Below are 15,418 nucleotides of genomic sequence, written 5' to 3' on the forward strand. Positions count from 1 at the left end.
CGGCCCTGCGTGAGTGGCCGGTAGCCTGGTCGGTACGCGCCTACGACGACGTCGATGTCGCCGTGTGCCGCGACGAGGCCGAGCGGCTGGAAGCCCTGCGCATCGACGTCGCCGAGCTGTACCCGACCGCGGAGGTCCAGCGCGGCCGGCACCTCGATGTCCTCCCCGAGCTCGCGGCGTTGGCACGGCTGCACCCGCTGCGCGAGTCGATGCCGGCACAGCTGATGCGAGCGCTCCATCAGGCCGGCCGGCGCCACGAGGCGCTCGAGGTCTACCAGAGCACCCGGAGCAACCTCGTGCGGGACCTCGGGCTCGAGCCCTCCGACACCCTGGCCGCGGTCCAGTCGCTCGTCCACACCGGCGCCACCGTCGATCGGTCGTGGCAGGTGCCGGCCCAGCTCCCGGCGGCCGTGGACGTCGTCGGCCGTGAGGACGACGTGCGCGCGCTCGACGCGCTTGCCCGAGAGGACGACGACGGCCCGCAGGTCGCCGTGCTCTGCGGGCCGGCCGGGGTGGGCAAGAGCGCGCTGGCGCTCAGCTGGGCCCAGGCGCATCGAGGCGAGTTTCCCGATGGACAGCTCTTCGTCGATCTGCAGGGCTACAGCGCCGGTGCGCCGCTCTCCCCCGAGCACGCCCTCACCAGGTTCGTCCGCACGCTGGGTGGCGAGCCGGAACGCCTGCACGACCTCAACGAGCGGGCGGCGACCTATCGCAGCCTGCTGGCGGACCGCAGGCTGCTGGTCGTGCTCGACAACGCTCGCGACGTCGAGCAGGTACGCCCGCTGCTTCCCGGGAGCCCAGGTTGCCGCGTGCTCGTGACCAGCCGCGACAGCCTCGCAGGCCTGAGCGTCAGAGAGAACGCGCTGCGCGTCACGCTCTCCGGCCTCGATGGGCCGACGGCGGTGTCGCTACTCACGGGGCCCGCCGACCAGCGGACCATCGACGGTGTGGCCGACGCTGCGTGGCACGAGCTGGCGCGGCGCTGCGCCTACATGCCGCTCATGCTCAAGGTGGCGGGCGAGCGAGTGCGTGAGGACCCGGCGGTCCTGTCGTCGTTGGCGGATCCGGAGCTCGACAGCGCGATCCTCGACCTGTGGGATCTGGGCGACCCGAGCAGCAGCGCGCGCGAGGTGCTCTCCTGGTCGCGGCGTGCGGTCCCCGAGGAGGCTGCGACGGTCTTCACCGCACTCGGGCTCGCACGCAGCAGCACCATCGCCCACGACGCGGTGGCGGCGCTCGCCGGTCTCGACGCTCGCGCCGCCACGCGGGCGCTCGCAGCGCTGAGCCGCGCCCACCTCGCCGAGATCGACGGCGCGTGGGTCCGCCAGCACGACCTCGTCGCCGCGTATGCGGGCGAGCTGGCCGAGGCACTCTCGTCCGCGCAGCAGCGAGTCGCACGCACGCGCCTCGTCGACCGCTACGCCGAGATCGTCGTCGACGCGATCGCCGTGCTGGAGGAGGGCGGCGAGTCCGAGCGGTTCGTCAGCCCCGACGCAGCGCGCGACTGGTTGAATGCCGCGCTCGAACCGCTCGTCGCCGCCGTCGAGCACGCACCGCCCGAGGCCGACGAGTCGATCGTCCTGATCTCGAGGAGGCTGCCGCTGTTCCTGCTCCGCGGCGGTCACCACACGGTGGGCCGGATGCTGCACGAAGCCGCGCTGCGGGCCGCCGAGCGGCTGGACGACCCCGGCGCCACCGCATCGGCGCTGACAGCGCTGGGCTCGATCGCAGCCCGTCGGGGAGAGCTCGAAGCGGCGCAGCGGCACCTCACGGCGGCGATGCAGCATGCGGAGGCCTCGGACAACCCGCTCAAGATGGCGGTCGCCTGCAACAGCCTCGGCATCTTCTTCGAACGGACCGGTCGCCTTCAGGCCGCTGCGGATGCGCACCGCTCCAGTGCGCACTGGTGCGAGGTGGCGCAGGACTCCTCGCGCGGCGCACTGGCTCGCGGCAACGTCGCCTTCATGCTGGCCCGGCTGGGCAGGCTGGAGGAGGCCGAGCCGGAACTGGTGCGGCAGGTCGAGGGCCTGGTGAACGACAGCGCCGGTCACATGGGCAGGCTGCCGTCCGCGCTCAGCTCGCTCGCGTGGCTGCGCATGCTGCAAGGGCAGCCGGAGGAGGCGATCACCACGGCGAACCGAGCGCTGCGGTCCGCCGTGGACCTCGGGGCCGAGACGATCGAGGCCGAGTGCGACTGGGTTGTCGGGATGTCCGAGCTGCAGCGACACGACCTCCCGGCCGCGCTCGACGCGTTCACCCGGTCGGTGGAGAAGTCGCGGCGCTTTCATGACGACGACCAGCTCGCCCGTTCGCTCACCGGGCTGGCCACGGCGACCGCGGAGACGGACTCCGACGCGGCGATCCAGCTGCTCGACGACGCGGTCGCGCGGTCCCGCCGCGTCGGCATGACCGAGAACGAAGCACGCGCATTGGCGGTCCGAGCCACGCTGCTCCGCGGCCGCGGGTCGGTCGCCGAGGCGACGTCCGATGACGCCCGCTCCCGGCGATTGCTCGCGCAGTGCGGGCTGGCTCAGGCCTGACTCAGCGCACCACCGGGATCAACGTCCACGCGAGATGGGTCCACCCACCGAGGGCACGATGCGGCTCCGTGCGGGCACGCAGCTCGTGCGGGGCGATCGTCTCGATCCGCCCACGTCCGGGCTCGTAGATCCGCAGCTGGTCGGGCCGTGTTGTGGGCAGCGCGAGCACCAGGTGGCGAGGCATCGCGGTCTGCCAGCCGCGGCTCCAGTCACCTCCGGAGTAGATCGGCACCGGGATGCCCCGCATGGTCGCCGCCACGAGCATCTCGAGCACCTCGTCCATCACGCGCTCGTCGCGATCGTCGACGGCGCGGTGCGAGTACCGCACGCCCGGCACCCTGGTCTCGCGTGCCACTCCCCAGGGCGTGGTGCCGTAGGCGCGCGGCCACCGGAACGGGCCGAGCGTGGCCCGGGTGGCGCGGTCGTGGACCACGGCCGCTGCGAGTGCGATGCGGCCGGCGGCATCGCGCTCGGCCAGCTCGCGTTCGGTCAGGCCAGTGAGCTCCGGTGGCAGCACGTGCGGCCGGGTACCCGCGTCGAGCCATGTCGCGAGAGCGGGGTCGCACGCCGCGTTGAGCAGCAGCAGCCCGGTCGCGGCACAGGTGACGCTGTCGGGCTGGGCGACCGTGACGCCGCCTACCCGCACCGGGCCGGTCCCGCGCCCAAAGATCCCGAGCCGCGGCGCCTCCACGGCACGCGCGAGACCGCGGCGAGCATCGCCGTCGAGCCGGGACATCGCGAGCCGGGTCCACCGTGAGGTGAACAGCGGGCTCAACGCCGCGTTGAGGGCGAACGGTTTGTTCATCAGCCCACGATCCCGCGGACCGCGATGATGACGCCGAGACCTGCGAGCACCAGCACGGCAGCGGCCACGTGCCGCATCAGCCCGTAGTGCGCACTGCCGCCGGCGCGCCACGCGGGCATGTCGCGCAGCACGAGCACCAGCACCGCGACCGCCGCACAGGCCGCGACCGCCGCGATGATCGCCATCTGCTGCCGCTGTGCCGCGAACGCGACTGTGGCGCAGCCCAGCACGGCCGCCAGCATCGTGCGGTTCCACGCCAGCATGGTGCGCTGCGGCTGCGCGCCACCGTCGACGTCGAGATCCGAGTGCACGCTTCGCATCAGCCGACCGCCTGCACCACCGCGTACAGGGCCATCGCCACCCCGATCACGGCCACACCGGCGACGAGGATCGGCAGTGCGCTCGGCGGCGGCAGCGGCTTCTTGAGCCGGAGCGCTCGCTCAGCCCGGCGCCAGGAGACCAGCGCTCCGACCGCGAGCGTCCCGCCTGCCAGGCACGCCAGCGCGGCGATCACGTCGAGGAACGCGCCCGCCTCGGCGAACGTGCCCAGCGTCGTCAGGGCGACACCGCCACCCACGAGCGCCAGTCCGGTGCGCAGCCACGCGAGTGCCGTGCGCTCGTTCGCGAGCGAGAACCGCGGATCCGGCTCACTCCCGACCCCGTACACCGACGCCGGCTTGCGGGGGCCCTCGCCTTCGCGAGGCTCCCCGGTCACGCGTGACCTCGCCAAACTGCCGAGACCGAGGCATGGCGCCGAGACCGAGGCGCGCACCCCTCGGTCTCGACGCTAGACCTCGGTCTCGCGGGAGACCTGGCAGCGCTCATGCGCTCACCCGGTCCAGCACGATCGGACCCACGGCGGCGCGGTCGCCCTCCGGGAGGATCGTCACGGCACCCTCGAGCGCCTCCTGAGCGCGCGCGAAGCGTTCCGGTGTGTCGGTGTGCAGCGTGAGCAGCGGCTCGCCGGCACGCACCACCGCGCCCGGCTTGGCGTGCAGCTCCACACCCGCGCCGGCCTGCACGGCGTCCTCCTTGCGTGCACGGCCGGCGCCGAGCCGCCACGCCGCGACACCCACGGCCAGAGCATCGAGGCCCGCCAGCACGCCGTCGGCGGGTGCGAGCACCTGCTCGGTGTGCTGCGCTACCGGCAGCGCAGCATCCGGGTCGCCGCCCTGGGCGGCGATCATGCGGCGCCAGGTATCCATCGCGCGACCGTCCTGCAGTGCGGCAGCAGGGTCGACATCCGGCTGCCCGGCGGCCGCGAGCATCTCGCGAGCGAGCGCGAGGGTGAGCTCGACGACGTCGGGTGGCCCACCGCCGTCGAGCACCTCGACCGACTCCCGCACCTCCAGGGCATTGCCGGCGGTCAGACCCAACGGGGTCGCCATGTCGGTGAGCAAAGCGACCGTGCGCACGCCGGCATCCGTGCCGAGCTCGACCATGGTGCGCGCGAGCTCACGCGCGTCCTCGAGATCCTTCATGAAGGCACCCGAGCCGACCTTCACGTCGAGCACCAGGGCGCCGGTCCCCTCTGCGATCTTCTTGCTCATGATCGAGCTCGCGATCAGCGGGATCGACTCGACCGTGCCGGTGACGTCGCGCAGCGCGTACAGCTTGCGGTCCGCCGGCGCGAGCCCGGAGCCGGCCTGGCAGATCACGGCGCCCACGTCCTCGAGCTGCGCCATCATCTCGGCGTTGCTCAGCGCGGCACGCCACCCCGGGATCGCCTCGAGCTTGTCCAACGTGCCACCGGTGTGGCCGAGCCCGCGCCCCGACAGCTGCGGCACCGCCACACCGAACGTGGCGACCAGCGGCGCGAGCGGCAGCGTGATCTTGTCGCCGACGCCACCGGTGGAATGCTTGTCGGCGGTGGGACGCGACAGCCCGGAGAAGTCCATCCGCTCGCCGCTCGCGATCATCGCCGCGGTCCAGCGGGCGATCTCGGACCGGCTCATGCCGTTGAGCAGGATCGCCATGTAGAGCGCGGACATCTGCTCCTCGGCCACGGCACCGCGCGTGTAGGCGTCGATCACCCAGTCGATCTGGGCGTCGCTCAGGGTCTCGTTGTCCCGCTTGGTGGCGATGACGTCGACGGCGGCAAACTGCTCGGTGCTCACGGCTGTGTCCCCTCGTTCAGCTCAGGCTGCCCGAACGCATCCGGCAGCACCTCGGTCATCGGCTTGATCCCGCTCACGCTATCGACCATCAGCTCCGCACCGCCGTGCTCCCACAGCAGCTGCCGGCACCGGCCACACGGCATCAGCCGCTCGCCGCGGCTGTCACAGCATGTGAAGGCGACCAGCCGACCGCCCCCGCCCATGATCAGTGCGGACACCAACGAGCACTCCGCGCACAGCGTCACCCCGTACGCGGCGTTCTCGATGTTGCAGCCCGAGATCACGGTGCCGGAGTCGGTGAGCGCCGCCGCCCCCACCGGGAACCGGGAGTACGGGGCGTAGGCGCGGGTCATCGCCTCGTACGCGGCTTCACGCAACGCCGCCCAGTCTGTGCCCGCTCTGCTCTCTGTGCTCACGTCACCATCCTGCCTCGCCTCGAGCGCGAGAGCCGTCACTTCACGTACGGCACACCCTCGGCCGCAGGCGGCCTCACCCGACCGCCGAACCCTGCCACCGCGAACAGCGTGACGATGTACGGGATCATCAGCGGGATGTTCGAGTCCAGGCTCACGCCGTAGGACCGCAGCGACTGGCTGAGCGCGTTCGCGAACCCGAAGAACAGGGCGGCAGCCACCGCCCCGGTGGGTGTCCACCGGCCCAGGATCAGCGCGGCGAGCGCGATGAAGCCAGACCCCGCCGTGATGTCGATCCCGAACGCCAGCCCCTGCCCGATCGTGAAGAACGCGCCACCGAGGCCCGCGATCGCCGACCCCAGCAGCGTGTTGCGCCACCGGGTGCGGTTGACGTTGATGCCCACGGTGTCGGCGGCCTTCGGGTGCTCGCCCACCGCACGCACCCGCAGCCCCCACCGCGACCGGAACAGGTACAGCTGCAGCAGGATCACGATCGCGTAGAGCAGGTACACCAGCAGGTTCTGCCGGAACAGCACCGGCCCGATCACCGGGATGTCGGACAGCAACGGGATCGGCAGGGCGGGCAGCCGGGACCGGTCGTTGAGGCCGTCCTGGTCGCTGAGCAGCCCCTTGAAGAAGAACGTCGTCAGACCCAGCACGAGCACGTTGAGCACCACGCCGGTGATGACCTGGTCCACCCGGTACCTGATCGAGAACCAGGCCAGCAGCGCACCCACGCCCATGCCCGCGATCGGGGCACCGATCAGGCCCACGTACGGGTTCTGGCCGGCGACCGAGGCCACCAGCACGCCTGCGAACGCTCCGGCCAGCAGCTGGCCCTCGATCGCGATGTTGACGATCCCGACGCGCTCGCACACCACACCACCGAGGGCACCGAAGATCAGCGGCGTCGCGAGGAACAGCGTGCTGGTCAGCAGCCCGGTCAGCGGCAGCACGCCGCTCTTGCCCGCCACGAGGTGGGCGAGGAAGCCCAGCAGCAGCAGGGCGCCGGCCACGATCGCCATCCAGCGCGGCGCGGACTGCTTGGTGCGCAGCTGCTGCACCAGCGCGAGCACCGCCACCACGGCAGCGCCCACCACCGGGACACCCACCGCGATCGCCGCGGGGATCTCCAGCAACGGGATCTTGATGGCCTCGGGGCCCGCCGTCAGCTGGATCTTCGAGACCCCTGAGGGCACGGTCAGCACGAGCGCGATCGCCGCGAGCGCGATGATCGCGTACCCCGCGAGCGCCCGGTTGTACCCGGGCGGCAACGGCGCCGGCGGTGCGGTCTCGGTGGGCGTCTCGAGCGCCGTCATGCCGCCACCTCCTTCGGCCGGCGGCGCGGACTCCGCTTGCGGGTCCGGTCGGGCGCCGGGAGGCGGAACACGCTGCGCACCAGCGGCGGTGCCGCGATCAGCAGCACGATCACGGCTTGCAGCACCGTGACCAGCTCGGCCTCGGTGCCGGCGCGGGAAGACATGATGCGGCCACCGGCGGCGAGCGCACCGAACAGGATGCCCGCAAGCACGGTGCCCACCGGTCTGCTGCGGCCCAGCAGCGCCACGGTGATCGCGTCGAACCCGATCGTGCCGGCCACGGAGGCGGTCAGCTTGCCTTCGGTCCCGGCCACCTGCATCGCGCCGGCCAGCCCGCACAGCATGCCCGCGAGCGCCATCGAGATGATCGTGACCTTGCCGACGCTCATGCCTGCCGTGCGCGCCGCGTCCGGGTTGACGCCCACGGCACGCATCTGGAAGCCGAGCACCGAGCGCTCCATCAGCCACCACACGCCGAAGGCGGCGACCAGCGCCAGGATGATCCCGAAGTGCAGCCGGAAGCTCATGCCCAGCAGCAGCGGCAGCCGCGCGTTCTCACCGAGGTTCGGTGACACCTGTGGAGTCGCGCTGGCGAACGCGGCCGTGCCCAGCAGCCACAGGATGAAGTACCGGGCAGTGTTGTTGAGCATGATCGTGGAGATCACCTCGTGCGCCCCGAAGCGCGCCTTGAGGAAGCCCGGGATCGCACCGGCGATCGCGCCGCCGATCGCGGCCGCGACCAGCACGAGCGAGATGTGCACGAACACCGGCAGGTCCAACGCGAACCCGACCCAGGCGCCGAGCGCGGCACCGAGCACGATCTGGCTCATGCCACCGATGTTGAACAGGCCCACGCGGAAGGTGAGGCCGATGCCGAGGCCCGCGAAGATCAGCGGTACCGCGATCGTGAGAGTCTCGGTCAGCGGCCGGATGCGGCGCTCCGGCGTGGTCGCCTCGGAGTCGTAGATCGCCCCCTGGAACAGCGCCACGTAGGACTCGCCGATCGCCCGGCCAGCCTCACGGAAGAAGTCGGTGGGACGCTGGAAGAAGTACCCGAGGGTCGCCTGCACCGCGCTGTCGCCCACGAGGATGAGGATCGAACCGATCGCGAGTGCCAGCACCACCGCACCGAGCGTGATCAGCACCGACGACGACATCATGTCGTGCAGCGCGTCGCGCACCGAGTAGGCGGCCGACGGCGCAGACTCGCTCGTCTCGTCGTTCTCGCCTTCTGACGCACTCTCCTCGGCCTCGAGCTCGTCGGGCTCCGTGGCGTCCTCGACGGCGTCCCGCGGCTGGGGACTCTCGTCCTGCGTCATCGTCCCTCCTCCTCGTCCTCGATCGCATGCTCGGGCACCGGTTCGACCGACGTCTCGGGGTCGGCGTCGAGATCGGCCTCGCCGAGCACCGTGTGGTGCTGCGCGGCCTGATCGCGTGCCTCGTCCACCGGGACTCCGGCCATCATCAGTCCGAGCACGTCGCGGTCCTCGCCGCCGTCGACCACGCCCACCAGGTTCCCCCCGCACATCACCGCGATCCGGTCCGCGAGCGCGAGTACCTCATCGAGCTCGGTCGAGACGATCAGGACCCCTGCCCCGCGGTCACGCTCGGCGACGATCCGTTTGTGGACGAACTCGATCGAGCCCACGTCGAGGCCACGGGTCGGCTGTGAGGCGACCAGCAGCGTGAGGTCCCGGGAGAGCTCCCGCGCCAGCACCACCTTCTGCTGGTTGCCGCCCGAGAGCGTGCCCACGGCGCGGTCGATCGACGTGGTCCTGACGTCGAACTCCTCCACCCGGTTGCGGGCGTTCTCCCGCAGGAATCCCACGTTGAGCGAGCCGAGGGACGAGTACGGCGGGGCCCCGACCAGGTCGAGCACGAGGTTCTCGGTGATCGAGAGGTCGGCCACGATGCCGTCGGTCGTGCGGTCCTCCGGGACGAACCCGAGGCCGCTGTCCAGCCGCTCCCGCACGCCGAGGCGCGAGATGTCGACGCCGTCGAGCTCGATGACACCCGTGTGCGGCGGGCCGACACCGAGGATCGCTTCCGTCAGCTCGGTCTGGCCGTTGCCCTGCACGCCCGCGAGCGCGACGATCTCGCCCCGCTGCACCTCGAGGCTGACGTCCTTGACCACGCCAACCCCGGCGGAGTCGTGCACCGTGAGCCCCTGGATCGACAAGGCCGTCCCGGAGGGCTGCGCCGGCGCCTTGTTCACCCCGAGGCTGACCGAGCGGCCCACCATCAGCGAGGCCAGCTCGGTCTCGGTGGCGCTCGGGTCGGCGGACCCGACGACCTTGCCGAGCCGGATGATCGTGATCGCGTCCGCGACCGCGCGGACCTCGCGGAGCTTGTGCGTGATGAAGATGATCGAGGTGCCCGCGGCCTTGAGCCGCCCCATGATGCCGATGAGCTCGTCGGTCTCCTGAGGGGTGAGCACCGCCGTCGGCTCATCGAGGATCAGCACCTCCGCCTGCCGGGAGAGGGCCTTGACGATCTCCACACGCTGCTGGGCGCCGACCGAGAGGTCCTCGACCTTCGCGTCCGGGTCGAGCGTGAAGCCGAGCGAGGTGGCAGTCTCACGCACCAGCGCCCGCGCCGCATTCAGGTCGAGCAGACCCGAGGCGTGGGTGCGCTCCTGACCGAGCACGATGTTCTCGGCGACCGTGAACACCGGCACCAGCATGAAGTGCTGGTGCACCATCCCGATCCCGGCCGCCATCGCATCACCCGGGCCGGTGAACGCGACCGGACGATCATCGAGAACGATCTCTCCGCCGTCGGGCTCATAGAGCCCGTAGAGCACGTTCATCAGCGTGCTCTTGCCGGCGCCGTTCTCGCCGAGGATCGCGTGGATCTCTCCCGGTTCGACCACCATGTCGATCGCATCGTTGGCGACGAAATCACCGAACTTCTTCGTGATCCCACGCAGTTCGAGCTTCATCGGCGCTCCTCCCACCACCCACATCGGCCGTGACCACGGACACTACTGGTCTGAACACAACTCCGGGGCGACCGCGAACGGCCACCCCGGAGTCGAACCCGTTCAGCGTGCGATCAGGGAGCGTTCGGCGACTCGATCACGAGCTCGCCGGAGATGATCTGCTCCTGCAGCTCGTTGACACGGTCGATGACCTCCTGGTCCACCTGGCCGTCGAAGTCGTGGAACTCGGCGAGCCCCACGCCCTCGTTCTCCAGCGTGCCGACGTACGGCTCGTTGGAGAAGCTGCCGCCCACCTGCTCCTCGATCGAGTCGAACACCGCGGCGCCGATCTCCGTCATCACCGAGGTGATGATGAGCGAGCCGTAGTCGGTGGTGAGGTAGCCATCGGAGTCGACCCAGATCATCGCGCCGGAGCCGTTGGCCTCGAGCGCGGCGCCCGTGCCCAGACCCACCGGGCCTGCGACCGGGAGGATGATGTCCGCGCCCTGCCCCAGGAACGTGTTGGTGAGGTTCTGGCCGTTGCTCTGGTTGTCGAAGTCCCCGGTGAAGTCACCCTGCTGGGCCTCCTTGTCCCAGCCGAGCAGCGACACGTCCTCGCCGGTGTCCTCGTTGTACTGCGCCACGCCGTCGGCGTAGCCGTCCATGAAGATCTGCACCGACGGGATCGCCATGCCGCCGTAGGTGGCGATCGTGCCGGTCTCGCTCATCGACGCGGCCACGTAGCCGCCGAGGAACGCCGCCTCGGCCGTGTTGAAGAGCAGCGGCTTGGCGTTGTCGATCTCGACCGGGTTGAACTCAGCGTCGGAGAAGCCGGAGTCCACCAGGCCGAAGTTGATGTCCGGGTTCGCCTCGGCGGCGGCCTGGATCGCGTCCTCCAGCAGGAAGCCGGCACCGATCACGAAGGTGCAGCCCTCCTGGATCATCGCGTCGATGTTCGGGGCGAAGTCGGCATCGGTGGCGGACTCGATCTCGTTGATCTCGATACCCAGCTCGGACTCGGCCCGGAGCAGCCCCTCGTGACCGGCCTGGTTGAAGGACTGGTCGTCGAAGCCACCGGCGTCCGAGACCAGGCAGGCCACGACGTCGCTGGTGGCCTCGCCACCGTCTTCGCTGGTGGTGGTGTCGTCGCCGCCGTCGGTCGTGGGGTCCTCCGCCGGGGCTTGGCCGCAGGCGGCCAGGGTGAGCGCGGCAGCAGCCAGCATGGCCGTGCCGAGAATGGACTTCTTCACGTACTTCTCCTGTCGTGGTCGCGCCCTGGCGTGGTGGTGCGAGGGCCCCCGCGCCTTCGGCGATGAGTCCGAACGGCGTGGCGAGACGATAACCCCGCGCAGGTGACGCCGGTGTTACATCGTGAGACGCCCAGGAGGTTTGTTATCCAACTGGTATCTCGCAGGCGCTCAGGGCCGGCCGTCGAGGGCGGCGATCCCCGTGAGCAGGCCGACGCCGTGCCGGATGGCGCGCTCGTCCACGACCAGGTCCGCCTGGTGCAGGTCGTAGCTACGACCACCGGGGCTGCGCACGCCCAGACGCGCCATCGCGCCATCGACGTGCTGCAGGTACCAGCCGAAGTCCTCACCCCCGAGCGACTGCTCGGTCAGCACCACCGACTGGGACCCGACCACGTAGCGTGCGGCGTCCTCGAGCCTCGCGACGCACGGCTCGTCGTTGACGACCGGCGGCACGCCACGGATGATCTCGATGTCGGTCTCGACGCCGTAGGGCGCCACGATCTGCGTGATCACCTCGTGCAGCAGGTCCTCCGCCTGCTGCCACGCGGTCTCGTCGAGGCAGCGCAGCGTGCCCGTGACCATGCCGCGCGAGGGGATCGCGTTGGGGGCCTTGCCCGCCTCGACCGCACCCCACGTGAGGTTGACGCCCGCGCGTGGGTCGATCCGGCGGCCGATCACCGACGGCGCCTGCGTGATCACCTGCCCGAGCGCGAACACCACGTCAGCGGTCAGGTGCGGTCGGGAGGTGTGGCCGCCGTCGCCGGCGAGCGTGACCGTGACCGTGTCCGAGGCCGACGTGATGGGACCGATGCGCGAACCGATGTTGCCCACGTCGATCTTCGGGTCGCAGTGCAGCGCATAGATCTCGTCGTACCCCTCGAGCACACCGGCAGCGATCGCATCGTTGGCACCGCCCGGTTGCACCTCCTCGGCGGGTTGGAACAGCAGACGCACGGCTGTGCCCAGGTGCCCCTGCCGTGCCAGCTCGGTCAGGACCAGGCCGGCACCGAGCACCACCGTGGTGTGCACGTCGTGACCGCAGGCGTGCGCGTATCCGTTGGTCGAGGCGAACGGCAGCCCGCTGGTCTCCGTCAGTGGCAGCGCGTCCAGGTCCGCGCGCAGGATCACCCGGCGCATCGCGCGGGCCTCGGTCGGGTCGGCCCCGCTGGGCGCGATGTCGCAGATCAGTCCGGTGCCCTCGAGCCGTTTCGGTTCCAGCCCGGCCCGCTGCAGCCGCTCCGCCACCAGGTCGGTGGTGCGGTGCTCCATCCGCGCCCCCTCCGGGTGACGGTGGATGTCGCGGCGGATCTCGATCAGCTCGGCTTCCAGCGCCGTTGCACGGTCGGTGATCAGCGCGGGGAGGTCGATATCAGCAAGGGCAGGCACGGCGCAAGGGTAGTCGCGCATCCACGCCACAGCCGCCCACCCCGTCCCTCCCAGCCCGGTGACTGCCGTCCCACCCCAGCCGCGCGCCGGTGAACCAGGTCCCACCACGACCCCGCCGGTGGGACCACACTCACCGCCACACCGGGGATGTGGGACCACACTCACCGCCGGACGGCGTCAGAGCAGGTCGGCGCGGTTCTCGGCGGCGAGCGCGTCGACGACCTTCTTGACCTCCTGCGCCCGGTCCACGGTGCTGACCAGCAGCGCATCCGGGGTATCGACCACGACCGCGTCGGGCACGCCCAGCACCACGACCGTGCGCCCGGCCGCAGGCACCACCATCGCGCCCTCGGCACCGAGCCCCCGCACGAGGCGGGCATCGCCGAGAACCCGGGCTCCGCCGTCGTCGGCGGGGGTCAGATCGGCGAGGGAACGCCAATCGCCGACGTCGCTCCACCCGAGCGCGGCCGGGACCACCGCGATGCCGCCCTCGGCGGCGAGCGGCTCGCTGATCGCGTGGTCGATCGCGATCCGCGTGAGTGTGCGCCACACGCGCGCGACCACCTCCTCACGCGCATCCGTGTCCCAGGCGGCAGCGATCTCGAGCAGCCCCGCGTGCATCACTGGCTGATAGCGCTGCAGGTGGCCGAGCAGCACCCGCGCCCGCGCCACGTACATGCCGCCGTTCCAGCGGTACCGGCCCGTGGCGAGGTACCCGGCGGCGGTCTCGGCGTCCGGTTTCTCGGTGAACGCGCGCACCGCGTACGAACCGGGCACCTCGAGCGGCTCCGCCATCTCGACGTACCCGAACGCCGTCGAGGGATGGTCGGCCTCGATCCCGATCGTCACCACGAGATCCCGGCGAGCCACCTCGACGGCGGTGCTCACCGCCGTCGAGAATGCCTCGCCGTCGGTGATGACATGGTCGGCGGCGAACGAGCCGATCACCACGTCCTCGTCCGGGAGCCGGTGCGCGAGCACGGCGGCGGCGAGGCCGATCGCGGCCATCGAGTCGCGCGGCGATGGCTCCACGAGCAGCCCGGACTCGCCGAGGTCCGGAAGCTGTGCGGCGACCGCCTCCGCGTGCCGGGTTCCTGTGACGACGACCACACCATCGGCGAGCGGGCGCAGCCGGTCCGAGGTCTGCTGCAGCAACGTGCGGCCGCTGCCGGTGAGGTCGAGCAGGAACTTCGGATTGCCCGCGCGCGAGAGCGGCCACAGGCGTGTGCCCGCGCCACCTGCCGGGACCACGGCGTAGAAGGAGGATCGCTCGCCCATCGGGACAGAGTAGAGGTGCCGCGGACGGTAATTACGCGAGCTTGCCCAGGCGTATATCCCGCGAGATCGCGCGGCGCCAGGCACCGTCCAGATGGCGATACGGTGTCCTGGTGACCACAACCGCCCCCCGTCGCACCGGCCAGGCGACGACGATCGCGCTGAAGCTGTTGATGGCGGTCACCGGCATCGTGTTCATCGGCTACGTGCTGCTGCACATGTACGGCAACCTCAAGGCGTTCAGCGGCCAGTTCGCGTTCGACGAGTACGCCCACCACCTGCGCGAGCTGCTCATGCCGATGCTCCCGTACGGCGGCGTCGTGTGGATCCTGCGCGTGGTGCTGCTCGCCTCACTGATCGGGCACGCCGGCTCCGCATTCGCGCTCTGGTCCCGCGCCAACAAGGCGCGCGAGCAGAAGTACGTGGTGAAGAAGGCGGTGAAGGCGACCATCGCCTCGCGAACGATGCGATGGGGTGGCGTCGCACTGCTCGCGTTCGTGGTGTTCCACGTTCTTCACCTGACCACGCACACCATCAACCCGTCCGGCACGCAGGGCGACAGCCCGTACCTGCGGTTGGTCGAGAGCTTCCAGCTGTGGTGGGTCGCTGCGATCTACATCCTCGCGATGGTGGCGCTCGGCATGCACCTGCGGCACGGCACCTTCAGCGCCATGCAGACCCTCGGTCTGACCGGCACCGTGAAGCGTTATCGGATCGCGCAGGCCGTGGCGATCACCATCGCGCTCGTCGTGGCGGTCGGCTTCGCGCTGGTGCCGCTCGGCGTCGTCGTGGGCATCATCGAGTAAGGACACCCGTGGCAGTCGACAACACCACCACCGACACCCTGACCGAGGAAGCGCCGGTCGGCGTCTCAGACGACGCCGCCGGCTTCTACACGCTCGGCGAGCCGGTCAGCGATGCCAAGGCTCCCGGCGGGCCGGTGCAGGACCGCTGGACCGAACGGATCTTCAGCGCCAAGCTCGTCAACCCGGCCAACCGGCGCAAGCTCAGCGTCATCGTGGTCGGCACCGGGCTGGCGGGCGCCTCGGCGGCCGCGACCCTCGGCGAGGCCGGCTACAAGGTCGACGCGTTCTTCTACCAGGACTCCCCCCGGCGCGCGCACTCGATCGCCGCACAGGGTGGCATCAACGCCGCCAAGAACTACAAGGGCGACGGCGACTCCACCTACCGGCTCTTCTACGACACGGTCAAGGGCGGCGACTACCGCTCCCGCGAGTCGAACGTGTTCCGACTCGCTGAGGTCAGCGCGAACATCATCGACCAGTGCGTGGCGCAGGGCGTCCCGTTCGCCCGCGAGTACGGCGGCCTCCTCGACAACCGGTCCTTCGGTGGCGTACAGGTCTCCCGCACCTTCTACGCGCGCGGCCAGACC

At 70.8% G+C, this 15,418-nt stretch carries 14 protein-coding genes; 3 read left to right on the plus strand and 11 right to left on the minus strand.

The annotated features are described in order from the left end of the window. The coding region (locus ACOJSN_RS10140; RefSeq protein WP_420112374.1) for an ATP-binding protein at window positions 1-2,540 on the plus strand (2,540 nt) is incomplete at its 5' end. 1 nt (window position 2,541) lies between these two features. On the opposite strand, the gene ACOJSN_RS10145 is transcribed toward ACOJSN_RS10140, so the two are convergent. The 11 genes from ACOJSN_RS10145 to ACOJSN_RS10195 form a co-directional block, all read right to left on the minus strand. Next, complete coding sequence (locus ACOJSN_RS10145) at window positions 2,542-3,345, minus strand: hypothetical protein (RefSeq protein WP_420112375.1); 804 nt, start codon at window positions 3,343-3,345, stop codon at window positions 2,542-2,544. Further along, entirely contained in the window at window positions 3,345-3,665 is a 321-nt protein-coding gene (locus tag ACOJSN_RS10150) for a DUF202 domain-containing protein (RefSeq protein ID WP_420112376.1), read from the minus strand. The genes ACOJSN_RS10145 and ACOJSN_RS10150 overlap by 1 nt, the downstream gene beginning before the upstream one ends. Further along, complete coding sequence (locus ACOJSN_RS10155) at window positions 3,665-4,060, minus strand: YidH family protein (protein ID WP_420112377.1); 396 nt, start codon at window positions 4,058-4,060, stop codon at window positions 3,665-3,667. Before ACOJSN_RS10155 ends, ACOJSN_RS10150 begins: the two co-directional genes overlap by 1 nt. 106 nt (window positions 4,061-4,166) lie before the next feature. After that, window positions 4,167-5,462 carry a thymidine phosphorylase gene (locus ACOJSN_RS10160; protein WP_420112378.1) on the minus strand — a complete coding sequence of 432 codons (1,296 nt, stop codon included), beginning with the start codon at window positions 5,460-5,462 and terminating at the stop codon, window positions 4,167-4,169. Then, window positions 5,459-5,878, minus strand: coding sequence for a cytidine deaminase (locus ACOJSN_RS10165; RefSeq protein ID WP_420112379.1), 420 nt, complete (start codon window positions 5,876-5,878; stop codon window positions 5,459-5,461). The genes ACOJSN_RS10160 and ACOJSN_RS10165 overlap by 4 nt, the downstream gene beginning before the upstream one ends. Window positions 5,879-5,913: 35 nt before the next feature. After that, a complete protein-coding gene (locus ACOJSN_RS10170; protein WP_420112380.1) occupies window positions 5,914-7,194 on the minus strand; it encodes an ABC transporter permease in 1,281 nt (426 codons plus the stop codon). Then, entirely contained in the window at window positions 7,191-8,513 is a 1,323-nt protein-coding gene (locus ACOJSN_RS10175; RefSeq protein WP_420112381.1) for an ABC transporter permease, read from the minus strand. Before ACOJSN_RS10175 ends, ACOJSN_RS10170 begins: the two co-directional genes overlap by 4 nt. Continuing rightward, on the minus strand, window positions 8,510-10,135 hold the full coding sequence (locus tag ACOJSN_RS10180) for an ABC transporter ATP-binding protein (protein WP_420112382.1): 1,626 nt from the start codon (window positions 10,133-10,135) through the stop codon (window positions 8,510-8,512). Before ACOJSN_RS10180 ends, ACOJSN_RS10175 begins: the two co-directional genes overlap by 4 nt. Window positions 10,136-10,248: 113 nt before the next feature. Further along, a complete protein-coding gene (locus ACOJSN_RS10185; protein ID WP_420112383.1) occupies window positions 10,249-11,364 on the minus strand; it encodes a BMP family lipoprotein in 1,116 nt (371 codons plus the stop codon). Between the two features lie 168 nt (window positions 11,365-11,532). Further along, on the minus strand, window positions 11,533-12,771 hold the full coding sequence (locus ACOJSN_RS10190; protein ID WP_420112384.1) for an amidohydrolase: 1,239 nt from the start codon (window positions 12,769-12,771) through the stop codon (window positions 11,533-11,535). 156 nt (window positions 12,772-12,927) lie between these two features. Continuing rightward, complete coding sequence (locus ACOJSN_RS10195; RefSeq protein WP_420112385.1) at window positions 12,928-14,028, minus strand: mannose-1-phosphate guanylyltransferase; 1,101 nt, start codon at window positions 14,026-14,028, stop codon at window positions 12,928-12,930. Window positions 14,029-14,138: 110 nt separating this feature from the next. Between ACOJSN_RS10195 and ACOJSN_RS10200 the strand changes: the two genes are divergently transcribed. Together ACOJSN_RS10200 and ACOJSN_RS10205 are read left to right on the plus strand one after the other, a co-directional pair. Beyond that, a complete protein-coding gene (locus ACOJSN_RS10200) occupies window positions 14,139-14,831 on the plus strand; it encodes a succinate dehydrogenase cytochrome b subunit (protein ID WP_420112386.1) in 693 nt (230 codons plus the stop codon). A gap of 38 nt (window positions 14,832-14,869) precedes the next feature. Further along, a partial coding sequence (locus ACOJSN_RS10205; protein ID WP_420112387.1) for an FAD-binding protein occupies window positions 14,870-15,418 on the plus strand: 549 nt, incomplete at its 3' end.

It is taken from the genome of Pseudactinotalea sp. (genome assembly GCF_048594945.1).
Lineage (GTDB): Bacteria > Actinomycetota > Actinomycetes > Actinomycetales > Beutenbergiaceae > Pseudactinotalea.

Bases quoted from the DNA above. Each gene is read 5' to 3' on its own strand.
- ACOJSN_RS10145 (WP_420112375.1), bottom strand. From the start codon at position 3,345: ATGAACAAACCGTTCGCCCTCAACGCGGCGTTGAGCCCGCTGTTCACC.
- ACOJSN_RS10150 (WP_420112376.1), bottom strand. From the start codon at position 3,665: ATGCGAAGCGTGCACTCGGATCTCGACGTCGACGGTGGCGCGCAGCCG.
- ACOJSN_RS10170 (WP_420112380.1), bottom strand. From the start codon at position 7,194: ATGACGGCGCTCGAGACGCCCACCGAGACCGCACCGCCGGCGCCGTTG.
- ACOJSN_RS10175 (WP_420112381.1), bottom strand. From the start codon at position 8,513: ATGACGCAGGACGAGAGTCCCCAGCCGCGGGACGCCGTCGAGGACGCC.
- ACOJSN_RS10180 (WP_420112382.1), bottom strand. From the start codon at position 10,135: ATGAAGCTCGAACTGCGTGGGATCACGAAGAAGTTCGGTGATTTCGTC.
- ACOJSN_RS10190 (WP_420112384.1), bottom strand. From the start codon at position 12,771: ATGCGCGACTACCCTTGCGCCGTGCCTGCCCTTGCTGATATCGACCTC.
- ACOJSN_RS10195 (WP_420112385.1), bottom strand. From the start codon at position 14,028: ATGGGCGAGCGATCCTCCTTCTACGCCGTGGTCCCGGCAGGTGGCGCG.